This is a genomic window from Paracoccus shanxieyensis, assembly GCF_009711265.1.
GTDB classification, from domain to species: Bacteria; Pseudomonadota; Alphaproteobacteria; order Rhodobacterales; family Rhodobacteraceae; genus Paracoccus; species Paracoccus shanxieyensis.
This window is the reverse complement of record NZ_WMII01000003.1, coordinates 56,714-77,962: the sequence shown is the minus strand read 5'-3', so window position 1 is coordinate 77,962 and position 21,249 is coordinate 56,714. Positions and strand designations below refer to the sequence as shown.

Genomic DNA, 21,249 nt, shown 5'->3' with positions numbered 1-21,249 from the left:
GGCAATCTATGGCAGACCGGCGCGGCCGATTTCCTGCAGGCGCAGCGGAAACTTGTCGATGGCGCGCGAAATCTCTCGCACCGACCATGGCGCGGGTTTGCGTTGCTTGACCTGCCCGTCCTTGTCCATCAGCACCAGCGAGAACCCCTCGGGGCGCAATTGCCGCCGCCAGACGGACGCCGCCGCCGGATCGCTGTCGGTGATGACCACGACATCGCGCAGGTTCAGCGCCGTGGGATCGCGTTCCAGCATGGCGATCTGGTCGGTAAAGGCCGGATCCGAGGCGCTGTCGGCAAAGACCACCACCGGGCGGGCCTGCCACATGAAGTCCTGCGGGTCGGCCTCGGCGGCGGGCAGGATGCGCAACTCGCGCGGATTCCCGCGATCCGTGGCGCTGCTTTCAGAGCGCGCCGCCGGAACCTCGCTGCGCACATATGGCTGGTGGCCGTCGCCCTCGGGGCGCGAGCCCATCGCCGCCACCAGCGGCACAACTGCCAAAAAGATCAACCGATTCAGTTTCATCGTACCCCCGTCCCTACCTTCATATAGGCACGCGACGGCCATGCGAAAGGATGCAAGATGAGCGAGAGCGACAAAGCCAGTCTTGAAACATGGCAAAAACTGGCCAGCAAAGAGCTGAAGGGCGCCGATCCGTCCAGCCTGAACTGGCAGACGCTGGAGGGGATCGAGGTCAAGCCGCTTTATACCCAGGACGATCTGGCGGGCCTTGCGCATCTGGGCAGCCTGCCGGGGATTGCGCCCTTCACGCGTGGCCCGCGCGCGACGATGTATGCCGGACGGCCGTGGACAATCCGGCAATATGCCGGGTTTTCGACGGCCGAGGAGTCGAATGCGTTTTACCGCCGCGCGCTGGCGGCGGGGCAGCAGGGCGTGTCGGTGGCCTTCGATCTGGCCACGCATCGCGGCTATGACAGCGACCATCCGCGCGTCGAGGGTGACGTGGGCAAGGCCGGGGTCGCCATCGATTCTGTCGAGGACATGAAGATCCTGTTCGACGGCATTCCGCTGGATAAAGTTTCCGTGTCCATGACGATGAACGGCGCGGTAATCCCGATTCTGGCCAGTTTCATCGTCACCGGCGAAGAACAGGGCCATGACCGGTCGCTGCTGTCCGGCACGATCCAGAACGACATCCTGAAAGAGTTCATGGTGCGGAACACCTATATCTATCCGCCCGAACCCTCGATGCGCATCATTGCCGACATCATCGAATATACCAGCAATGAGATGCCCAAGTTCAACTCGATCTCGATCTCCGGCTATCACATGCAGGAGGCGGGCGCGAACCTTGTGCAGGAGCTGGCCTATACGCTGGCCGACGGGCGCGAATATGTCCGCGCGGCGCTGAGCGCCGGGATGGATGTGGACCAGTTCGCCGGGCGGCTGTCGTTCTTTTTCGCCATCGGCATGAACTTCTTCATGGAGGCCGCCAAGCTGCGCGCGGCGCGGCTGCTGTGGACGCGGATCATGCAGGAATTCGCGCCGAAAAAGCCCGGCAGTCTGATGCTGCGCACGCATTGCCAGACCTCGGGCGTCAGCCTGCAGGAACAGGATCCCTATAACAACGTCATCCGCACCGCCTATGAGGCGATGGCGGCGGCACTGGGCGGCACGCAATCGCTGCACACCAACGCGCTGGACGAAGCCATCGCCCTGCCCACCGAATTCAGCGCCCGCATCGCCCGCAACACCCAGCTGATCCTGCAAGAGGAAACCGGCATCACCCATGTCGTCGACCCGCTGGCGGGCAGCTATTACGTCGAAAGCCTGACCGCCGAGCTGGCCGACAAGGCCTGGGCGCTGATCGAGGAGGTCGAGGCGATGGGCGGCATGACCAAGGCCGTCGCCTCGGGGATGCCCAAGCTGCGGATCGAAGAGACGGCGGCGCGGCGGCAGGCCCAGATCGACCGGGGCGAGGATGTGATCGTCGGTGTGAACAAGTATCGGCTGGCCAAGGAGGATCCGATCGACATTCTGGACATCGACAATGTGAAGGTGCGCGATGCCCAGATCGCCCGGCTGGAGCGCATCCGCGCCACCCGCGATCAGGCGGCCTGCGATGCGGCGCTGCTGGAACTGGGCCGCCGCACGGTGGAAGGCGGCAATCTGCTGGAGGCGGCGGTCGAATGCGCCCGCGCGCGCGCCAGCGTCGGCGAGATCAGTCTGGCGATGGAAGGCACCTTCGGGCGCCACAGGGCAGAGGTGAAGACATTGGCAGGGGTTTATGGTGCCGCCTATGAGGGCGATGCGGAATTCGCGGCGATCCAGCGCGACATCGAGGCATTTGCCGAAGAGGAAGGCCGCCGCCCGCGGATGCTGGTGGTGAAGATGGGTCAGGACGGCCATGATCGTGGCGCCAAGGTGATCGCCACAGCCTTCGCCGATATCGGCTTTGACGTGGATGTCGGCCCGCTGTTTCAGACCCCCGAGGAAGCCGCGCAGGACGCGGTGGACAACGACGTGCATGTCGTGGGCATTTCCTCGCAGGCGGCGGGGCACAAGACGCTGGCTCCGAAGCTGATCGCCGCGCTGAAGGCACAGGGGGCCGAGGAGATTCTGGTGATCTGCGGCGGGGTGATCCCGCAGCAGGATTACGAGTTTCTGCGCGCCGCCGGAGTGAAGGCGATTTTCGGGCCGGGGACCAACATCCCCTCGGCCGCGCGCGATATCCTGAACCTGATCCGCGCCGCGCGCGATGCCTGAGCGCCGGGGCTTGCGGCTGCCTTGCGTTGGGTATTTGTAAAACAAGGAAACCTTCATGCGGCGCGCCGATGGCCGGGACCGGTCCGGATTGCGCGCGCCGCAGGATCGCTTGTGGAACATGGACATGAACATTCGCCCCGTCCGGCCGGACGATCTGCCTGCCATTCTGGCCTTCTGGAACCCGATCATCCGCGAGACGACGATCATCTTTTCCAGTGAGGAGCGCAGCCTTGAGACCTTGGGCGCGATGATCGCCACCCGCCGCGCGGCGGGGCGCGAGATGCTGGTGGCCGAGGCCGAGGACGGCATTCTTGGCATCGCGACCTATGACCAGTATCGCGGCGGTAATGGCTATCGCCATGCCATGGAGCATACCGTGCTGCTGGCCCCCGCCGCGCGCGGCAAGGGCACGGGCCGGGCGCTGATGGCCGCGATCTGCGCGCATGCGAAGGCCGCGGGCGCGCATACCATGGTGGCCGCCGTCGCCTCGGAAAATCCGGACGGCATCGCCTTTCACGAGGCCATCGGCTTTCAGCGCGTCGGCCTGATGCCGCAATCGGGTCGCAAGTTCGACCGTTGGCTGGATCTGGTGCTGTTGCAGAAGATCCTGTGAGCCTTGCCTGCGCCCCGGTCGCGTGACAGTCTGGCGCGAAAACACGAGGACGGCATGAACGACGGGCGCAACGGCACGGTCAAGCAGATCATCTGCATCAAATGGGGCACGAAATTCGGGCCGGAATTCGTGAACCGGCTGCATGCGATGGTGGCCAGAAACATCACGCCGCCGTTCCGGCTGTATTGCTTTACCGATGATGGGGCGGGGCTGCATCCCGACATCGCCGTGCGGCCCCTGCCGGAATTCGAATATCAGGCGCCGCAGCGCACCAAGGGGAAATGGCCGAAATCCCGACTTTGGGGCGATCTGGGCGATGTGACCGGCGTCGTGCTGTTTTTGGATCTGGATGTCATCATCACCGGCAGTCTGGACGATTTCTTCAGCCATGGCGATCCTGACGACACCTATGTCGGGCTGAACCCGAATACGCCGCTGGAGAAGATGGGCCAGACCTCGGTCTATCGGATGCGGGTGGGCAAGCTGAAGCCGCTGCAGGCGATCTTTGCCGCCGATCCGCAGGCCGCCGCCGACAAGTTCAAATATGAGCAGCGCTTCGTCACCCGCAATGCCCCCGGCGGCGTCAAGTTCTGGCCCAAGGGCTGGCTGGCGCATTTCCGCATGCATTGCATTCCGAACTTTCCGCTGAACTATCTGCGCGAGGCCCGGATCCCGGCCGGCACGAGGATCGTGATCTTTCCCGGCGATCTGAACCCGCCCGACGCCATTGCCGGTCGCTGGAGCGAGAACGACAGCCACCGCGAGCCGGGCGATCATTTGCGCGCCACCTTCGACGGGCGGCGGCGCGAAAGCCTGGGCAAGCATCTGCGGCATTATCTGCTGCCCGTGCCATGGGTGAAAGACCTGTGGCGCGAATAGGCCCCCCGCCCGAGACGCATTATGATCTGCCCGCCGATTTCGCGGCGGCGCTGGGGCAATGCGTGGCCAGTTTCGGCTGGCTGGAGGAGATCCTGAAGCGCGCCATCTTTGCGCTGGACCGCGCCCGGCTGGCCGATGATCTGACGCCGCAGGAATTGCAGGTCTGGCTGGCCAAGATGGGCGATCTTGCCGATGATTCCATGGGGACGCTGATCGACCGGCTGGACAGCGCCATGCGCCGCCATGCCGGTCTGCACGACCGCGATGCCATCACCGATCACCTGCATGACATCAAGCGGCACAGAAACCATCTGTGCCATGCCTCGTGGCGGCCGACGGACGACCCCGGCCTGTGGCACCCGGCCTTTGTCAACACGCAGGGCGTGCCCTTCGAGCATCCGCTGGGCATCGGCGATCTGCGCAGGATCCTGCACGACACGGTTCAGATCGGCCAGCGCGTCATCGGCGTGATGCGCGTGACCGGCATCGACGGCTACTGGGCGGGCGACGATCAGGTCTAAGCCGCGTTGCAACAGCCTGCGGCATCCGCTAACACGCCTTGACCCATAAGAACGAGCTTCACATGAACGCCCAGAACAAGGGGCAAGACGCCTCTCCGCTTCGTCTTGGCATCGCTGGCCTGGGCACGGTTGGCACCGGGACCGTCAAGATCATCCAGAACCATGCGGCGATGCTGTCGATGCGTGCCGGGCGGCCCGTGGCGATCACCGCCGTCAGCGCCCGCGACAAGATGAAGAACCGCGATGTCGACCTGTCGGCCTATGGCTGGGAACAGGATGCGCGCGCCCTGGCGGTGCGCAACGATATCGACGTGTTCGTGGAACTGGTCGGCGGCGACGAAGGCATCGCGCGCGAGGCGGTGACCGCCGCGTTGAAGGCGGGCAAGGACGTGGTGACCGCCAACAAGGCGCTGCTGGCGATCCATGGGCAGGAACTGGCCGAACTGGCCGAGGCCAATGGCTGCGTGCTGCGCTTCGAGGCCGCCGTCGCGGGCGGCATCCCCGTCATCAAGGCGATGACGGAATCGCTGGCCGGCAACGAGATCCGCCGCGTCATGGGCGTGATGAACGGCACCTGCAACTATATCCTGACCCGTATGGAAAGCGCGGGGCTGCCCTATGAGACCGTCTTCGAGGAAGCCCGCCAGCTTGGCTATCTTGAGGCCGATCCGACGCTGGACGTGGGCGGCATCGACGCCAGCCACAAGCTGGCGATCCTGTCCTCGATCGCCTTCGGCACCCGGCCCGCATTCGATGCCGTCGAGATCGAAGGCATCGAGCGCGTCAGCATCGACGACATCCGCCGCGCCGCCGATATGGGATACCGCATCAAGCTTCTGGGCGTGGCGCAGATGACCGGGCGCGGGCTGGAACAGCGCATGTCGCCCTGTCTGGTGCCTGCCGACAGCCCGCTGGGCCAGTTGCAGGGCGGCACCAACATGGTCGTGATCGAGGGCGACTCGGTCGGGCAGATCGTGCTGCGGGGCGCGGGCGCGGGCGAAGGCCCGACCGCCAGCGCCGTGATGTCGGACATCATCGAGATCGCGCGCGGCGTGCGGATGCCCAGCTTTGGCCAGCCCGCCACGCAGCTGAGCCAGCCGCAGGCCGCGCGCACCGCCGTTCCTGCCGCCTATTACCTGCGCTTGTCCTTGACCGACAAGCCGGGGGCGCTGGCCAAGGTCGCCTCGATTCTGGGCGAGGCCGGGATCAGCATCGACCGGATGCGTCAATATGGCCATCAGCACACGGCGGGCAGCGCGCCGGTGCTGATCGTCACGCATAAGACCACGCCCGATGCCATCGATCATGCCATCGCCGAATTGCCGCGCACCGGCGTCATTCAGGGCGATCCGGTCGAATTGCGGATCGAGGAAGTCTGAAGAACCGAAGGCCCGCCATCGCGCGGGCCTTTTTCATCAGCTTTGCGACAGGTGGCGCAGCCCGTGCGTCACATCCGCCCGCACCGCCAGCCGCAGCCCCGGCTCATCCCCGGCCCGCAGCGAGGCAAGGATCATGCGGTGATGGCGCGGCGGCTCTTGCCGCTTCACGCGGCCGTAAAGCGCCCGCATGGTCGGGCCAAGCTGCAGCCAGACGGTTTCCAGGATGGCCAGCATCGCCGGGGCCTGCGCGCGCAGATACAGCGTGCGGTGAAATTCCAGATTGGTGCGGATATAGCCCACGGCGTCATGCGCCTCGGCCGCCTCGCCGATCGAGGCGTTGATCAGCGCCAGCCGGTCGATCAGCGCCTGATGCGCGCGCGGCAGGGCGCGGGTGGCCAGCTCGGGTTCGATCAGGGCGCGCAGCGCGGCCAGTTCCTCGATGCGTTCCACCGACAGTTCGGGCGTGGTGATGCGGCCCGAGGATGACAGCGTCAGCGCGCCTTCGGCCACCAGACGCCGCACCGCCTCGCGCGCGGGGGTCATCGAGACGCGGTGCTCCGCCGCCAGACCGCGCAGCGTCATCGCCTGCCCCGGCGGCAGTTCGCCCAGCATGATCCGGCCGCGCATATGGCGATACAGGCGTTCATGGGCCGGGGCGTCGGACGGGCGGGAGGCGGCGATGTTCATTCCGTCTCTGTGATCACAAAACAGGTGGGCGTCAATCGGTGTTTTCGCGAAAGCGCCATGCCATCAGGTCATGGCCGTGACGCTTCAGCCACGTGCGGTGCTGCTGATAGTCCGGCATCAGCCGTTCGGTCGCGGCCCAGAAGGCGGGCGAATGGTCCATATGCGCCAGATGCGCGACCTCATGGGCCGCGACGTAATCCAGCACCTCGGGCGGGGCCATGGCCAGCCGCCACGAAAACATCAGCCGCCCATCCTGCGTGCAACTGCCCCAGCGCGACCGGGTATCGCGCAGACTGATGGCGGTGAAGGCCTTGCCCAGCTTCGCGGCGTGTCGGTCACAGGCCGGAACCAGCCGCGCGTGGGCAATCTGGCGCAACCATGCCTGCACGACCACCCCGGCCGGACGCGCCGCCGGGATCAGCAGCGCATCGCCTTCGACCCGTGGCGCGCCGCGCATCTGTGCGACCGGCGCTATCCGCAGCAGCCGGCCTTCGACCGGCAGCAGCGCGCCATGCGCCACAAGCTGCTGGCGCGGCATCTCGGCGCGGACCTGCCGCAGCCATTCCACGCGGGATTCGACGAAGGCGCGGCCATCCTTCAGGCTGGCGCGCTGCGGCAGGGTTAGCACCACCTGCCCCTCGGCCCGCGTCACCCGCAGGATCATGCGCCGCGCGCGCGACGACCGGCGCAGCAGCACCGCGATATCGCCATCGACCAGAATGCTTTCCTGAGCCACGCCGCCGAACCACCTCTTGAACATGCCTGCGTCCTGTCCTAGCTATTCGCACTTGGCCGCGCCCTTCCCGCAAGGGGAAAAGGCTTTGACAGCCTGCGCCACATGTGGCACGGGACAGCGGATTTACCTAACTGCGGCGGAAAGAGAATACCATGCCCAAAGAGGAATGGGGCACCAAGCGTCAGTGCCCCCATTGTGCGACCCGCTTCTACGACCTGCTGAACGACCCGATGACCTGCCCGGAATGCGGCAATCAGTTCACCGCGGAAAGCCTTGCCAATGGCCGCTCGCGCTCGCTGATCTCGGAGAAGACCGCAGCTCGGAATGAAGAACAGAACGATCTGGTCGATGACGAGGATCTGGATCAGGACAGCGACAACGGCGATCTGGACGATGATCTGCTGGACGATGACGATGACGATGGCGATGTCTCGCTGGACGAGATCGCCGATGTCGCGGATTCCGACGACGACTGATCCGGCATCCGGGTCATGAACGAAAACGCCCCGGCCGCGACTGCGGACCGGGGCGTTCTTTTTTCGGAGTTTTCGGGATCAGGCCGCGCGCGTGACCAAGGCCGCATCGACCTTTTTCTGCGCGCCCATTTCATCCATGCCACCGACCGCCGCGACTTCGCGGGTCAGACGGTCCAGCGCGGCTTCGTAAAGCTGACGCTCGGAATAGGATTGCTCGCGCTGATCGTCATTGCGGTGCAGGTCGCGCACGACTTCCGCAATCGACATCAGATCGCCCGAGTTGATCTTTTGTTCGTATTCCTGCGCGCGACGCGACCACATGGCGCGCTTGACGCGGGCCTTGCCCTTCAGCGTCTCAAGGGCGCGATCCACCAGATCGGGGCTCGACAGGCCGCGCATCCCGATTTCCGAGGCGCGCGCGGTGGGCACACGCAGGGTCATCTTGTCCTTTTCAAACGAGATGACGAACATCTCCAGACGCAGGCCCGCAATCTCCTGCTCTTCGATCGACACGATCCGCCCGACACCGTGGGTCGGATAGACCACGAAATCATCGGGGCGGAATTCGGTTTTCTTGGACTTCGACATAAAGCTTCCTTCACAGCGGCGCTTCTTCTGGGCGCAAAAAGCCCGAAGGCGGGTCATACCCGTCCTCTGGGCCACCATTCTTGTTCTTGCATCCGGGCCGGGCAGTCGGTCGGACAGGGGCAGCATCACCCAAGGACCGCAGACGGCTTATGGGCAATATATGTCACGAAGGTATCACAATTTTCGCCCGAAATCAAAGCCGATGCCGCAGATGCGGCACGATGCTTACAGTGGCGGCATAATGCTTTGCGATCAGGGCGCTAATACGATCCTGCCCGATGCAGATGGGATGCTGCAGCGCGCGAATCAAGGGGCCGCGCGCCAGAATGCCACAGGGATCAATCGCCCTCGCCCGGCGCTTCCGAGAAGTATTTCTCAAGCTTGTCGGACTGGCCGTCCATTTCCTGATATCCCGGCATCGGATCTTTCTTGCGGGTGATGACCGGCCAGAGTTCCGAATATTTGCGGTTGAATTCGACCCATTTATCCATGTCCGGCTCGGTATCCGGACGGATCGCATCCGCCGGGCATTCCGGTTCGCAGACGCCGCAGTCGATGCATTCGTCGGGATGGATGACCAGCGTGTTTTCACCCTCGTAGAAACAGTCCACGGGGCACACCTCGACGCAATCGGTGTATTTGCACATGATGCAATTATCGGTGACAACGTAGGTCATGGGTCTGTTCCTGCTTCCTGGCCGGCTAGTTACGCTTGGCTGAGGTGTCATTCAAGGCCGGCAGGTCCGAAAAGACCCGCATCCGACGGGCCGGCCAGCCTTGCGGATGCTTGTTCCTTCAAAAACGCCCAAGGCGAAACGCTTTCCCGCGTTCCACCAAGGCCAATCGCAGAATCAGCCCGGCAGTTCCTCGTAAAGCGTCGCGGCCTCGGTGGCGGGGCCGCGCCTTTCGCCCAGATCGACCACGCGCAGCACCTGAACCCTACCATGCGCCGAAACGGTCACCGTATCGCCGCCGCGCACGGTCTGGGCAGGTTTGCGGCAGGAATTGCCGTTCAGCCTGATCCCCCCGGCGCTGATCGCATCCGCCGCAAGCGTGCGGGTGCGAAACAGGCGCGCGTGATGCAGCCAGCGATCCAGACGAATCCCGGCTGCGGCGCCATCGCTCACGATTTGTTTTTCAACGAGGCAAGGATGGCGAAGGGGCTGTCCGGATCCATCGGCTTGTCGGCCTTGGGCGGGCGGGCCTCGAAGCTTTTGGGACTGTCATGGCGCGGTTTGCCCTTGCCGTCATGGCGGGGCTTGCCCTTGAAGTTGCCGCGTTCCTGACGTTCGCCGCGTTCCCCGCGGTTGTCATCCCGGCACGGCTTGCCCTCGGACCGGGGCTTGCCTTCACCCTGAGCCTGAGCGCCCTGACCGCCAGCTTGCGCATCGCGGTCGCGGCGCGGGCCGCGTTCGCCCTGCGGGCGCGGGCCACGCTCGGCGCGGTCGCCGCCGGCTTTGCGGTCGCCGCCCCGATCGCCACCCCGATCACCGCCGCGCTCGCCACCCCGTTCGGGGCGACGGTTGCCGCGCGGGCGCGGAGCCCATGTGAAGGTGTAGAAGGTCTCGACCTCGGGCGGAGCTTCGGCGGCGGGTTCCTCGGTCACGGCATCCTCAGTCGCGGCATCCTCGGTCGCGGGGGCTTCGGCATCCTCGACCTTGCGGGCGGCCTGTTCTGCTTCCCATTTGGCGCGGGTTTCCGCAGCAAGGACGCTTTCTTCCTCGGTCAACGGATGTTCGCCATCGCCCGCCTCGGGGGCAGGTGCCGCGACCGGCGCGGCTTCGGCGCGGGCCTTGGGACGTTCGCCCTTTTCGGCGCGGTAGCCCAGACCTTCCATCAGCCCCGAGAACTGTTCCAGCGTCATGCCGGTGATCGACAGCATGTCGGGCGTCGCCTCAAAGCCCGCGCGGCTGTCTTGCGCGCGCAGCATGTCGGCCAGACGTTCCAGCATGTCGATGCGGATCGCACGGTCGCCCGCCGGGTGATAGCCCGACAGCGTGTAATAGCCCTTGGGCACATCGGGCAGGTTCGGGATCGTCACCAGACCCGGCGGCGGGCTTTCGGGGAATTCACCCAGATCCTGCGCCAGACCCCACAGCACCAGACGCAGGCGCGTCGGAGCGGGTTTCAGCAGCGCGGGCTGGAAAACGGTGAACTGGCCGAAGCGCACGCCATGCTTGCGCAGCAGGCCGCGCGCGTCCTGGTCCAGTTCCTTGACCTCGGTCGCGATGCCGTCGCGCGGGATCACGCCCAGCGATTCCACCAGACGGAAGGCAAAGCCACGGGCCAGCCCGGTCAGCGTTTCGTCGTTTTTCAAGGCCAGCAGCGGCTCGAAGGCCGTGGCAATCTTGCGGTCGATGAAATGCTGCAGACGGCGGCGGACCTTTTCGGCGATCTCGGGACCGGCCTCTTCGTCGACGAAAGGCTCGACCCCGGCTTTCAGCGGCTCACCGCCCTTGACCAGCTTGCCGACGGCCGAACTGCCCCACATCAGGCCGCCCTGTTCGGTAAAGTCCAGCTCGGTGTCCGGCGCGTTATAGAACCGGTCGGCCCGCAGGTGGAATTCGGGTTTCAGCGCCTCATAGGCGGCGCGCGAGAGCATCTTCGCCTCGTCCCCGGTTGCATTCGGATCGGCGCGGAAGCGGAATCCCTCCAGACGGCCGGCGAATTCGCCCTCGACCGTCACTTCGCCCTTGTCGTTCACCTCGGCCAAAAGGCTCTCCTTCTGTTTGAGCCGGCGCAGTAGCACTGACGTGCGCCGGTCCACGAATCTTTGCGTCAATGCGGCATGCAGCGCATCAGACAAGCGATCTTCTACAGCGCGGGTTTCCCCCCGCCAATGGCTTTCGTCAGAAACCCAACCCGTGCGCTGCGCCACATAGGTCCAAGTGCGGATATATGCCAAACGTTTCGACAAAGTGTCGATGTCGCCCTGCACCTTGTCGATGCGCTGGATCTGGCCCGCCAGCCAATCCCCCGGCACATGCCCATCCTGCAAAAACCCATAGATGCGCGCCAGAAGCGTAGAATGTTCTGCCGGAGATATCGAGCGAAAATCCGGCACGCGGCACACATCCCACAGCAGCCGCACATCCTTGGGGTGGGTCAATCGGTCGCGGATCTCGGGCATCGCGGTCAGCGCCTTCAGCGCCCGCAGGTCGTCCGCTTCGCGCCCCCGCGACAGCCATTCGCTGTCGGGCGAGGTCTCGAGGCTTTGGATCAGCCGGTCCACCGTGCCATATTCGATATTGGCGTTGCGCCACATCAGGCGGCTGATCGGCTGGAAACGGTGGTTCTCGATCGCCTCGATCAAACCCTCGTCCAAGGGGCTCGCATCGCCGGTGACGCCGAAGGTGCCCGGCTCGGTATGCCGCCCTGCCCGGCCCGCGATCTGGCCCAGTTCGTGCGGAAACAGCGGGCGGTAACGGCGGCCGTCGAATTTTTCGGTTCCCGAAAAGGCGACATGGCGGATATCCAGATTCAGCCCCATGCCGATGGCGTCCGTGGCGACCAGAAAATCGACCTCGCCCGCCTGATACATGGCGACCTGTGCATTGCGCGTGCGGGGCGACAGCGCGCCCATGACCACGGCGCAGCCGCCTTTCTGCCGCCGGATCAGCTCGGCGGTGGCATAGACCTCATCGACCGAAAAACTGACGATGGCCGAGCGCGGCGGCATCCGGCTGATCTTTTTCGACCCGGCCCAGCTGAGCGTGGAAAACCGCTCGCGCCGCATGAACTGCACGCCCGGCACCAGCGCCGCGATGGCGGGGCGCATGGTGTCGCTGCCCAGAAACAGCGTCTCATGCAGGCCGCGCGCGTGCAGCAGGCGGTCGGTGAAGACATGGCCGCGTTCGGGATCGGCGCAAAGCTGGATCTCGTCGATGGCGACGAAATCGGCACCGACCATCGGCATCGCCTCGGTGGTGGCGACCCAATATTGCACCCGCTCGGGGATGATGCGTTCCTCGCCCGTGACCAGCGCCACGACCGAGGGGCCGCGCGCCTTGACGATCCGGTCATAGACCTCGCGCGCCAGCAGGCGCAGCGGCAGGCCGATGACGCCGGTGCGATGCGCCAGCATTCGTTCGATGGCGTAATGCGTCTTGCCGGTATTGGTCGGGCCAAGAACCGCCGTGACCCGTGATCTGTCCTGCATCTCAGGCGTCCGTGCCTTCGCTTTGAGCTTCCAGCCGCGTCACGGCATCGGCCGCGTCCTGCTGATGGGGGTGGATCTTCAGGCTGGCGCGATAGGCGTCCAGCGCGCGGTCGTTATCGCCCAATTCCTCGAACATCGCGCCAAGCTGGGTCAAGGCGCCGAAATGGCGCGGCTCAAGCTTCAGCGTTTCGGCCATGTCGGCAATGGCCACGCCGTAATCGCCCTGCAGATAGAAGGCCACGCCGCGCAGATACCAGCCGCCCGCGAAATCGGGGGCATGATCGGTCAGCGCCGTCAGATGCCCGATGGCGCTGCCGGTATCGCCTGCATCCAGCGCCGCCTCGCCGCGTTTCAGCAGCATGTCCATGCTGGCCGAGCCGGAGCGCGACCAGATGCGCAGGATATCGGTTTCGGCGCGCGACCACGCCTCGCCCTCGGGTTCGGCCAGTTCGGCAAACAGCGCGTCCAGATCCTCACGCTCGCGCAGGCGGGCCTCGGCGGTGGGTTCGGGGGGCGCGGCGGGTTCAGTCAGCGCCTCATCAGGCGGGGCCTGATCGTCGGGAGCGTCCTGCGGCGAATCGTCCTCGGGCGGCGCGTTCTCGGGCTGTGCGTTCTCGGGCGGGGCGTCGGTCTGGACCGGGATCACGCGATACCCGGCAGACGCAGGCTCGGCAAAGCCCGGCGCGACGGCCGCGGGCCACAGGATTAACCCTGCCGCAACGGCAATGTGGAAATGGGGGACTGGCCAACGCATAAGCACTATGTAACTGTCCACCCAATCCATTTCCAGACACAGTCAGGGGAGTTTTCCATATGAGCAAAGTGGTCGAGGCCGCAGTGGCCGCGCTGGACTCGAAAGCCAAGGGCTTCGACGGCACCGCCAAATTCGTGATCGAGGGCGAAGGTGCCGTCTATATCGACGCCAATGGCGCGCGTGCCGCCGATGACGAAGCCGACGTGACCCTGACCGCCAGCCGCGAAACCTTCGAGGGGCTGCTGTCGGGCGATGTGAACCCGACCATGGCGTTCATGACCGGCAAGCTGAAGGTCGATGGCTCGATGGGCACGGCCATGAAACTGGGCTCGATTCTGGGCTAAGCGCCATGCGCCCCGCACCTTTTCACAGGTTGCCAGACGACCCCGCCTCGATAGCCCGGCCGTTCTGGCTGCGCGCCGAGGATGGGGTGAAGCTGCGGGGCGCGCATTGGACGACCGGCGGTGCGGCAGGATCGGTCCTGCTGTTTCCCGGCCGCACCGAATATGTCGAGAAATACGACGAGGTGGCCACGCAACTGGCGACCGAGGGCTATGACGTGATCGCGCTGGACTGGCGCGGTCAGGGCATGTCGGACCGCCTGCTGTCCGATCCACGCCCCGGCCATGTCGGGCGTTTCCGCGATTATCAACTGGACGTGCTGGAGCTGGTGGTGGCCGCGCAGGAACGCGCGCTGCCGCAGCCTTGGCATCTGCTGGCGCATTCCATGGGCGGCGCCATCGGTTTGACGGCCTTGCAGGATGGGCTGCCTGTCGTCTCGGCGGTGTTTTCCGCGCCGATGTTCGGGCTGGCGCTGTCGCCTGCGCTGCGCAGGCTGGCCGGGATCCTGTCGGGCGGCGCGCAATCCATCGGGCTGGGCAGCCGGGCCGCCATCGGCTCGGGCGGGTATGAGCCGCTGGTGCTGAAAACCGGATTTCACGACAATCTGCTGACCTGCGACGCCCTGCGCTGGGGGCGCATGATCCGCGAAGCCGACGCATGGCCCGATCTCAGCATCGGCGGCGTCACGAACCACTGGCTGCGCGAGGCCCTGAGCGAATGCGACCGGCTGGCGGCGACGGACCTGCCCGCCATCCCCACGCTGATCACGCTTGGCGGGGATGAGCGCATCGTATCCGGCGCGGCCATCCGGCAGCGCATCGCGGATTGGCCCGGCGCGCAATTGCTGGAACTGGCCGGGGCCCGGCACGAGGCGATGATGGAACGCGACGACATCCGCGACCATTTCATGACCGCCGCAATCGCGCATTTTCAGGCGGCCTCTCTGGCGATGTGATGTCGCCATGGGTTGCGGCCCGTGGGTCAAACCGTCAAATCTTGGGCAACCGAAAGGATTGACCATGACGACCTCCCACTCGAATCGCCTTTTGCGCCACGCCCGTCCGCAGATCCTTGCCCGCGACGAGGCCGCATCCGCGGCGCCGGTTGCGGATCTTGGCACGCTGCCCGACTGGGATCTGACCGATCTGTATCCCGCCCCGGACGCCCCGGAACTGCAGGCGGATCTGGACACGCTTTCCGCCGCCTGCACGCAATTCGCCAAGGATTACGAAGGGCGGCTGGCCACGCTGGACGGCCCGAAGATGCTGGATTGTATCGAACGCTATCAGCAGATCGACGTGCTGGCCGGGCGGATCATGTCCTATGCCGGGCTGCGCTATTACCAGAACACCACCGATGCGGGCCGCGCCAAGTTCATGGGCGATCTGCAGGACCGCATCACCGACGACACGACAAAGCTGGTTTTCTTCAGCCTTGAGTTCAACCGCATCCCCGATGACCGCTATGCCGAGGTCTTTGCACAGGATGGCGGCCCGGCGCGCTACAAGCCCGTCTTTGACCGGATGCGCGCCATGCGCCCCTATCAGCTGTCCGATGAGCTTGAGCGATTCCTGCACGACAATTCCGTCGTCGGCGCTGCGGCATGGAACCGGCTGTTCGATGAAACCACCGCCGGGCTGACCTTCGATGTGGGCGGCGACACGCTGGGCATCGAAGCCACGCTGAACCTGATGACCGATCACGACCGCGCACGGCGCGAGGCGGCATCGCAGGCGCTGGCCGAAACCTTTGGCAAGAATATCAAGCTGTTTGCCCGCATCACCAATACGCTGGCCAAGGAAAAGGCGGTCGAGGACAAGTGGCGCAAGATGCCCACCCCGCAGACCGCCCGTCACCTGTCGAACCATGTCGAACCCGAGGTGGTCGAGGCATTGCGGGCTGCCGTCACCGCCGCCTATCCGCGCCTGTCGCATCGCTATTACCGGCTGAAGGCGAAATGGCTGGGTCTGGACAAGCTGCAGGTCTGGGACCGCAACGCGCCGCTGCCGACCGAAACCCCGCGCACCATCGCATGGCCCGAGGCGCAGGCGACCGTGCTGGACGCCTATGCCGGGTTCTCGCCCAAGCTGGCGGAACTGGCGCAGCCGTTCTTTGACAAGGGCTGGATCGACGCGGGCGTGAAGCCGGGCAAGGCACCGGGGGCCTTTGCGCATCCGACCGTGACGACGGTGCATCCCTATGTGCTGCTGAACTATCTGGGCAAGCCGCGCGATGTGATGACGCTGGCGCATGAGCTGGGCCACGGCGTGCATCAGCGCCTTGCGGCGGCGCAGGGCGAATTGCTGGCCTCGACACCGCTGACGCTGGCGGAAACCGCGTCGGTCTTTGGCGAGATGCTGACCTTCCGGGCGCTGCTGGCCAAGACCACGGAACCCGCGCAGCGCAAGGCGCTGATCGCCGGCAAGGTCGAGGACATGATCAACACGGTCATCCGCCAGATCGCGTTCTATGACTTTGAATGCAAGCTGCACGCCGCCCGCGCGCAGGGTGAACTGACGCCCGACGACATCAACGCGCTGTGGATGTCGGTGCAGGGTGAAAGCCTTGGCGATGCGTTTGAATTCATGCCGGGCTATGAAACCTTCTGGACCTATATCCCGCATTTCATCCACTCGCCCTTCTATGTCTATGCCTATGCCTTCGGCGACGGGCTGGTGAACGCGCTTTACGCCGCCTATGAAGACGGGCTGCCCGACTTCCAGCAGAAATATTTTGCCATGCTGTCGGCGGGCGGGTCGCAGCATCACAAGGAACTGCTGGCCCCCTTCGGGTTGGACGCCTCGGACCCGGCCTTCTGGGACAAGGGCCTGTCGATGATCGAAAAGCTGATCGACGAGCTTGAGGCGATGGAGGCATGATCGCACTGGCCCCGCTTGGGCGCGATCAGCGCGCCCGGGTGGACCATATCGCGGTGGCCCCGGAACAAGAGCCGTTCTGCGGCTCAATCGCGCATCATTTCGCGCTGGATGAGCCGGAATGCGATTTCCACATCATCCTGCGCGATGCCCGCGTGGTGGGGTTCTTCAAGGTCGATCGCGCCTTTGCCGAGCGCTATGATTTCGTGGCGCCGGACGAAATCGGCCTGCGCGGCGTGATGATCGACCGCGCCGAACAGGGGCGCGGAACGGGTAAGGCCGCGATGCGGGCGCTTGGCCCCTATCTGGCCACGCGCTATGGCGCGCAGACCTGCGTGCTGACGGTGAATGTGGTCAATCCCGGCGCGCGTGCCGCCTATCTTGCGGGCGGGTTTCGCGACGATGGCGCGCTGTATCACGGCGGCCAGCTTGGACCGCAACATATCCTGCGGCTTGATCTGCGCCAGAATACGGTCGCCTGACGCGCGAATGTCGCCTAACCTTGCGCCAAAGCATCGGGGGACTTCATGCGCGTGTTGAAACGCCTGTTTCTGACCATATTCGGCCTTGCCGCGCTGGCGGCGGCCATCGTCGCGATCTTTGGCCCGGCCTTCATGGAGCGGCGGCTGAACCACCTGACAGGCCCCGCCGAGGGCTTTGCCGTCTCGCCCGAGGCGGATGCCCTGCACCGCAGTCTGGTCATCGGCGACTGGCATTCGGATGCGCTGCTGTGGGATCGCGACATCCTGAAGCGGGTGGATCGCGGCCATACCGACATCCCCCGCCTGATCGAGGGCAACGTCGCGGTGCAGGTGTTCACGACGGTGACGAAAAGCCCGCGCGGCCAGAATTACAGCCACAATACTGCCGATGCGCCGGACAATATCACCCCCCTGTTCATCGGCCAGCTTCGCCCGATCCCAAGCTGGTTCAGCCTGAAGGAACGCGCGCTGGTGCAGGCCGCCGCATTGGCACGCGCCGCCGAACGCGCGCCCGATCAGCTGCGCATCATCCGCTCGGCGCAGGATCTGCAGGAATTGCTGGACGCACGGCGCAATGGCGCAAAGACCGTGGGCGCCATCCTTGGTTCGGAAGGCGCGCACCCGCTTGAGGGCGATATCGCCAATCTGCGCGTGCTCTACGGCGCGGGCTTCCGGCTGCTGGGCCTGACGCATTTCTTTGACAACGAACTGGGCGGCAGCCTGCATGGCGAAGGCGGCACGGGATCGGGGCTATCCGCCTTTGGGCGCGAGGTGGTGCAGGAAATGCAGCAGCGCCGCATGATCATCGATCTGGCCCATGCCAGCCCGCAGATGGTGCGCGACGTGCTGGCCATGCCCGGCACGAAGCCGATCCTGTCCCATACCGGCATCCACGGCCAATGCGCCAGCCCGCGCAATCTGCAAGACGATCTGCTGCGCGCCATCGCGCAAAAAGGCGGCGTGATCGGCGTGGGCTTCTGGACCGATGTGAATTGCGGCTCGGCCCCGGCTGACATTGCCCGCTCGATTCAGGCGGCCATCGCGCTGGTCGGCGAAGATCATGTGTCGCTGGGATCGGATTACGATGGCTCGGTCGATGCGCCCTTCGATGCGGCGCACCTTGCATCGCTGACGCAAGCGCTGATGGATGCGGGGCTGACGGACGATCAGATCGAAAAGGTCATGGGCGGCAATATGATGCGCTATCTTGCCGAAACGCTTTAAGGAGCCGAGCATGCTGGAACTGTATGGTGTCACCCGGTCGCGCGCCTCGCGCATCGTCTGGCTGTGTCACGAACTGGGCCTGCCATTCCGGCAGATCCCGGTCATTCAGGCCTATCGCCTGCCCGATCCCACGGCCGCCGACGCGCCCCTGAACACGCTGTCGCCGGAATTTCTGGCGCTGTCCCCGGCGGGCGCGATCCCGGTCATTCGCGATGGCGATCTGGTCTTGATGGAATCGCTGGCCTGCAATCTGCATATCGCGCGCCATCATGGCGGCGCGCTTGGCCCCGCCGATGCCGCCCAGGACGCGCTGATGCAGCAATGGTCGCTTTACGGCGCAACCGCCATCGAACCCGATGCGCTGACGATCCTGTATCTGCACAAGCCCGGACAGGCCCAGCCCGGCGCGGCGCAGGCGCAAGTGGCCAACGCGGCCGAGCGGCTGATCCGGCCCCTGCGCGTCATCGACCAGCAGCTTGCCTTGCACGGCCATATGGTCGCCGACCGCTTTACCGTGGCCGATATCAACATGGCCGAAATCATCCGCTATGCACAAAGCCATCACGAATTGATGTCGCAATTCCCGGCGGTGCTGAGCTGGCTGGAACGCTGTCAATCGCGCGACGCGTTCCGCAAAATGTGGCAAGAGCGGCTGGCCGAGCCGGAATAGCGCCACAATCCATTGTGTCGCGGGCGCAGGCGAACGCTTCCCCTTGCCCCACCCCGCCCCGGCATGAGATAACGCCGGACCATAAGAACAAGACGAGCAGGACCATGGCCGACGACCTTTTCCCCATCTCGGACAAAGCCACCGAAAGCTATTCGGCCTCGTCCATCGAGGTTCTCGAAGGTCTTGAGCCGGTCCGCAAACGCCCCGGCATGTATATCGGCGGCACCGACGAACGCGCGCTGCACCACCTTGTCGCCGAGATTCTGGACAACTCGATGGATGAGGCCGTGGCCGGTCACGCCAACCGCATCGAGGTCGAGTTGCTGGCCGATTTCAGCGTGGTGGTGCGCGATAACGGTCGCGGCATCCCGATCGACCCGCATCCGAAATTCCCCGGCAAATCGGCGCTGGAGGTGATCCTGTGCACGCTGCATGCGGGCGGCAAGTTCTCGGGCGATGCCTATCAGACCTCGGGCGGGTTGCATGGCGTGGGCGCCTCGGTGGTCAATGCGCTGTCGGATACGATGGTCGTGCAGGTCGCGCGCAACAAGGAACTGTTCGAGCAGCGCTTTTCGCGCGGCATCCCGCTGGGCCCGGTCGAAAAGATCGGCGCGGCCCCAAACCGGCGCGGCACGACCGTAACCTTCCACGCCGACGAGGAGATCTTCGGCCATCACCGTTTCAAGCCCGCGCGGCTGATCAAGATGGTGAAATCCAAGGCCTATCTGTTTTCGGGCGTCGAGATCCGCTGGAAATCCGAGATCGACGACGGCGAAACCCCGGTCGAGGCGACGTTCCACTTTCCCGGCGGTCTGGCCGACTACCTGACCGAGACGCTGGGCAGCAGCAGCACCTATGCCGACCGGCCCTTTGCCGGCAGCGTGGATTTCAAGGAGAAATTCAACGCGCCGGGCAAGGTGGATTGGGCGATCAACTGGACGCCGTCGCGCGACGGCTTCATCCAGTCCTATTGCAACACCGTGCCCACGCCCGAAGGCGGCACGCATGAGGCGGGCTTTTGGTCGGCGATCCTGAAGGGCATTCGCGGCTATGGTGAGCTGATCAACAACAAGAAAGCCGCCAATATCACCCGCGACGACCTGCTGACCGGCGGCTGCGCGCTGGTGTCATGCTTCATCCGAGAGCCGGAATTCGTCGGCCAGACCAAGGACCGGCTGGCCACCGTCGAGGCCGCGCGTTTGGTCGAAGGCGCCGTGCGCGACCATTTCGACAACTGGCTGGCGGCGGATACCAAATCGGCGGGGGCCATTCTTGATTTCCTTGTCCTGCGCGCCGAAGAACGCCTGCGCCGACGGCAGGAAAAGGAAACCGCCCGCAAGACCGCCACCAAGAAGCTGCGCCTGCCCGGCAAGCTGGTCGATTGTTCGGCCACCAACCGCGAAGGCACGGAACTGTTCATCGTCGAAGGCGACAGCGCCGGGGGCAGCGCCAAGATGGCGCGGGAACGCAACAAGCAGGCGTTGCTGCCCTTGCGCGGCAAGATCCTGAACGTGCTGGGCGCGGCAAGTTCGAAACTGGGCCAGAATCAGGAAATCAACGATCTGTGTCAGGCGCTTGGCGTCGGCATGGGATCGCGCTTCAATGTCGATGATCTGCGCTATGACAAGATCATCATCATGACCGATGCCGATGTGGACGGCGCGCATATCGCCTCGTTGCTGATGACGTTCTTCTTTACTCAGATGCGGCCCCTGATCGACAAGGGGCATCTGTATCTGGCCTGCCCGCCGCTGTATCGCCTGACGCAGGGCGCGCATCGCATCTATGTCGCCGACGATGCCGAAAAAGAGGCGATGCTGGCCAAGGGGCTGGGCGGCAAGGGCAAGATCGACGTGCAGCGCTTCAAGGGTCTGGGCGAAATGGACGCCAAGGATCTGAAGGACACGACGATGAACCCCGCCACCCGCAAGCTGATCCGCGTCAGCATCGATGATGATGAGGGCGGCGAGACCGGCGATCTGGTCGAGCGTCTGATGGGCAAGAAGCCCGAGCTGCGCTTCCAGTTCATTCAGGAAAACGCCCGCTTCGCCGATGCCGAAGAACTGGATGTCTGATCCCCGCCCTGCGGGCAGGCAGGGCCTTTCAGCCGCGCAATGGCTTTGATCCCGCGCGCGGCTG

Annotated in this window: 21 protein-coding genes; 13 read left to right on the top strand and 8 right to left on the bottom strand. The window is 65.0% G+C overall.

Annotated features, from left to right (window positions below):
- Positions 1–6 precede the first annotated feature (6 nt).
- Positions 7–522, bottom strand: a complete 516-nt coding sequence (locus GL284_RS03940; RefSeq protein WP_155043351.1) for a DUF4174 domain-containing protein — start codon at positions 520–522, stop codon at positions 7–9.
- Positions 523–579: 57 nt separating this feature from the next.
- Here GL284_RS03940 and scpA point away from each other — a divergent pair, with 57 nt between their 5' ends.
- The 5 genes from scpA (at position 580) to GL284_RS03915 (ending at position 6,116) form a co-directional block, all read left to right on the top strand.
- A complete protein-coding gene (gene scpA / locus GL284_RS03935) occupies positions 580–2,724 on the top strand; it encodes a methylmalonyl-CoA mutase (protein ID WP_155043350.1) in 2,145 nt (714 codons plus the stop codon).
- A gap of 124 nt (positions 2,725–2,848) precedes the next feature.
- Complete coding sequence (locus GL284_RS03930; RefSeq protein ID WP_155043565.1) at positions 2,849–3,337, top strand: GNAT family N-acetyltransferase; 489 nt, start codon at positions 2,849–2,851, stop codon at positions 3,335–3,337.
- Positions 3,338–3,391: 54 nt separating this feature from the next.
- Positions 3,392–4,216 (top strand): glycosyl transferase, encoded by an 825-nt coding sequence (locus GL284_RS03925; protein ID WP_155043349.1) that lies wholly within the window; start codon positions 3,392–3,394, stop codon positions 4,214–4,216.
- Positions 4,189–4,737, top strand: a complete 549-nt coding sequence (locus GL284_RS03920) for a hypothetical protein (protein ID WP_155043348.1) — start codon at positions 4,189–4,191, stop codon at positions 4,735–4,737. The genes GL284_RS03925 and GL284_RS03920 overlap by 28 nt, the downstream gene beginning before the upstream one ends.
- Positions 4,738–4,799: 62 nt before the next feature.
- Positions 4,800–6,116: a homoserine dehydrogenase gene (locus GL284_RS03915; protein WP_155043347.1), complete on the top strand. Its 1,317-nt coding sequence runs from the start codon at positions 4,800–4,802 to the stop codon at positions 6,114–6,116.
- A gap of 36 nt (positions 6,117–6,152) precedes the next feature.
- Here GL284_RS03915 and GL284_RS03910 read toward each other — a convergent pair whose 3' ends face one another.
- Together GL284_RS03910 and GL284_RS03905 are read right to left on the bottom strand one after the other, a co-directional pair.
- Positions 6,153–6,803 (bottom strand): GntR family transcriptional regulator, encoded by a 651-nt coding sequence (locus GL284_RS03910; RefSeq protein WP_155043346.1) that lies wholly within the window; start codon positions 6,801–6,803, stop codon positions 6,153–6,155.
- A 31-nt stretch (positions 6,804–6,834) separates the two neighbouring features.
- Positions 6,835–7,563: a M48 family metallopeptidase gene (locus GL284_RS03905; protein WP_155043345.1), complete on the bottom strand. Its 729-nt coding sequence runs from the start codon at positions 7,561–7,563 to the stop codon at positions 6,835–6,837.
- Between the two features lie 128 nt (positions 7,564–7,691).
- Here GL284_RS03905 and GL284_RS03900 point away from each other — a divergent pair, with 128 nt between their 5' ends.
- Positions 7,692–8,015, top strand: coding sequence for an FYDLN acid domain-containing protein (locus tag GL284_RS03900; RefSeq protein ID WP_155043344.1), 324 nt, complete (start codon positions 7,692–7,694; stop codon positions 8,013–8,015).
- 78 nt (positions 8,016–8,093) lie between these two features.
- On the opposite strand, the gene GL284_RS03895 is transcribed toward GL284_RS03900, so the two are convergent.
- The 5 genes from GL284_RS03895 to GL284_RS21445 all read right to left on the bottom strand — a co-directional run bounded on the left by GL284_RS03895 (position 8,094) and on the right by GL284_RS21445 (position 13,408).
- Positions 8,094–8,603 carry a CarD family transcriptional regulator gene (locus GL284_RS03895; protein ID WP_155043343.1) on the bottom strand — a complete coding sequence of 170 codons (510 nt, stop codon included), beginning with the start codon at positions 8,601–8,603 and terminating at the stop codon, positions 8,094–8,096.
- Between the two features lie 338 nt (positions 8,604–8,941).
- A complete protein-coding gene (gene fdxA / locus GL284_RS03890) occupies positions 8,942–9,280 on the bottom strand; it encodes a ferredoxin FdxA (protein ID WP_155043342.1) in 339 nt (112 codons plus the stop codon).
- Between the two features lie 174 nt (positions 9,281–9,454).
- A complete protein-coding gene (locus GL284_RS03885) occupies positions 9,455–9,730 on the bottom strand; it encodes an RNA-binding S4 domain-containing protein (RefSeq protein ID WP_341870272.1) in 276 nt (91 codons plus the stop codon).
- A complete protein-coding gene (locus GL284_RS03880) occupies positions 9,727–12,762 on the bottom strand; it encodes a helicase-related protein (RefSeq protein WP_155043341.1) in 3,036 nt (1,011 codons plus the stop codon). The genes GL284_RS03885 and GL284_RS03880 overlap by 4 nt, the downstream gene beginning before the upstream one ends.
- Position 12,763: 1 nt before the next feature.
- A complete protein-coding gene (locus GL284_RS21445; RefSeq protein WP_341870271.1) occupies positions 12,764–13,408 on the bottom strand; it encodes a tetratricopeptide repeat protein in 645 nt (214 codons plus the stop codon).
- A gap of 167 nt (positions 13,409–13,575) precedes the next feature.
- On the opposite strand from GL284_RS21445, the gene GL284_RS03870 reads away from it, so the two are divergent.
- From GL284_RS03870 to parE, 7 genes are all read left to right on the top strand, one after another.
- Positions 13,576–13,860, top strand: coding sequence for an SCP2 sterol-binding domain-containing protein (locus GL284_RS03870; protein WP_155043339.1), 285 nt, complete (start codon positions 13,576–13,578; stop codon positions 13,858–13,860).
- 5 nt (positions 13,861–13,865) lie between these two features.
- The gene (locus tag GL284_RS03865; protein WP_155043338.1) at positions 13,866–14,813 is read left to right on the top strand and encodes an alpha/beta fold hydrolase; all 948 of its coding nucleotides are present in this window, start codon (positions 13,866–13,868) and stop codon (positions 14,811–14,813) included.
- A 64-nt stretch (positions 14,814–14,877) separates the two neighbouring features.
- Positions 14,878–16,737, top strand: a complete 1,860-nt coding sequence (locus GL284_RS03860; RefSeq protein ID WP_155043337.1) for a M3 family oligoendopeptidase — start codon at positions 14,878–14,880, stop codon at positions 16,735–16,737.
- Positions 16,734–17,216: a GNAT family N-acetyltransferase gene (locus GL284_RS03855; RefSeq protein WP_155043336.1), complete on the top strand. Its 483-nt coding sequence runs from the start codon at positions 16,734–16,736 to the stop codon at positions 17,214–17,216. The genes GL284_RS03860 and GL284_RS03855 overlap by 4 nt, the downstream gene beginning before the upstream one ends.
- Positions 17,217–17,261: 45 nt before the next feature.
- Positions 17,262–18,440: a dipeptidase gene (locus tag GL284_RS03850; RefSeq protein WP_155043335.1), complete on the top strand. Its 1,179-nt coding sequence runs from the start codon at positions 17,262–17,264 to the stop codon at positions 18,438–18,440.
- Positions 18,441–18,450: 10 nt separating this feature from the next.
- Complete coding sequence (locus GL284_RS03845) at positions 18,451–19,110, top strand: glutathione S-transferase family protein (protein WP_155043334.1); 660 nt, start codon at positions 18,451–18,453, stop codon at positions 19,108–19,110.
- 104 nt (positions 19,111–19,214) lie between these two features.
- On the top strand, positions 19,215–21,185 hold the full coding sequence (parE, locus tag GL284_RS03840; protein WP_155043333.1) for a DNA topoisomerase IV subunit B: 1,971 nt from the start codon (positions 19,215–19,217) through the stop codon (positions 21,183–21,185).
- The last annotated feature ends 64 nt before the right edge of the window (positions 21,186–21,249 follow it).

Excerpts from the sequence above, each read along its gene's own strand:
- GL284_RS03940 (WP_155043351.1), bottom strand. The coding sequence starts at position 522 with ATGAAACTGAATCGGTTGATCTTTTTGGCAGTTGTGCCGCTGGTGGCG.
- scpA (WP_155043350.1), top strand. The coding sequence starts at position 580 with ATGAGCGAGAGCGACAAAGCCAGTCTTGAAACATGGCAAAAACTGGCC.
- GL284_RS03930 (WP_155043565.1), top strand. The coding sequence starts at position 2,849 with ATGAACATTCGCCCCGTCCGGCCGGACGATCTGCCTGCCATTCTGGCC.
- GL284_RS03925 (WP_155043349.1), top strand. The coding sequence starts at position 3,392 with ATGAACGACGGGCGCAACGGCACGGTCAAGCAGATCATCTGCATCAAA.
- GL284_RS03920 (WP_155043348.1), top strand. The coding sequence starts at position 4,189 with ATGGGTGAAAGACCTGTGGCGCGAATAGGCCCCCCGCCCGAGACGCAT.
- GL284_RS03915 (WP_155043347.1), top strand. The coding sequence starts at position 4,800 with ATGAACGCCCAGAACAAGGGGCAAGACGCCTCTCCGCTTCGTCTTGGC.
- GL284_RS03910 (WP_155043346.1), bottom strand. The coding sequence starts at position 6,803 with ATGAACATCGCCGCCTCCCGCCCGTCCGACGCCCCGGCCCATGAACGC.
- GL284_RS03905 (WP_155043345.1), bottom strand. The coding sequence starts at position 7,563 with ATGTTCAAGAGGTGGTTCGGCGGCGTGGCTCAGGAAAGCATTCTGGTC.
- GL284_RS03900 (WP_155043344.1), top strand. The coding sequence starts at position 7,692 with ATGCCCAAAGAGGAATGGGGCACCAAGCGTCAGTGCCCCCATTGTGCG.
- GL284_RS03895 (WP_155043343.1), bottom strand. The coding sequence starts at position 8,603 with ATGTCGAAGTCCAAGAAAACCGAATTCCGCCCCGATGATTTCGTGGTC.
- fdxA (WP_155043342.1), bottom strand. The coding sequence starts at position 9,280 with ATGACCTACGTTGTCACCGATAATTGCATCATGTGCAAATACACCGAT.
- GL284_RS03880 (WP_155043341.1), bottom strand. The coding sequence starts at position 12,762 with ATGCAGGACAGATCACGGGTCACGGCGGTTCTTGGCCCGACCAATACC.
- GL284_RS03870 (WP_155043339.1), top strand. The coding sequence starts at position 13,576 with ATGAGCAAAGTGGTCGAGGCCGCAGTGGCCGCGCTGGACTCGAAAGCC.
- GL284_RS03865 (WP_155043338.1), top strand. The coding sequence starts at position 13,866 with ATGCGCCCCGCACCTTTTCACAGGTTGCCAGACGACCCCGCCTCGATA.
- GL284_RS03860 (WP_155043337.1), top strand. The coding sequence starts at position 14,878 with ATGACGACCTCCCACTCGAATCGCCTTTTGCGCCACGCCCGTCCGCAG.
- GL284_RS03855 (WP_155043336.1), top strand. The coding sequence starts at position 16,734 with ATGATCGCACTGGCCCCGCTTGGGCGCGATCAGCGCGCCCGGGTGGAC.
- GL284_RS03850 (WP_155043335.1), top strand. The coding sequence starts at position 17,262 with ATGCGCGTGTTGAAACGCCTGTTTCTGACCATATTCGGCCTTGCCGCG.
- GL284_RS03845 (WP_155043334.1), top strand. The coding sequence starts at position 18,451 with ATGCTGGAACTGTATGGTGTCACCCGGTCGCGCGCCTCGCGCATCGTC.
- parE (WP_155043333.1), top strand. The coding sequence starts at position 19,215 with ATGGCCGACGACCTTTTCCCCATCTCGGACAAAGCCACCGAAAGCTAT.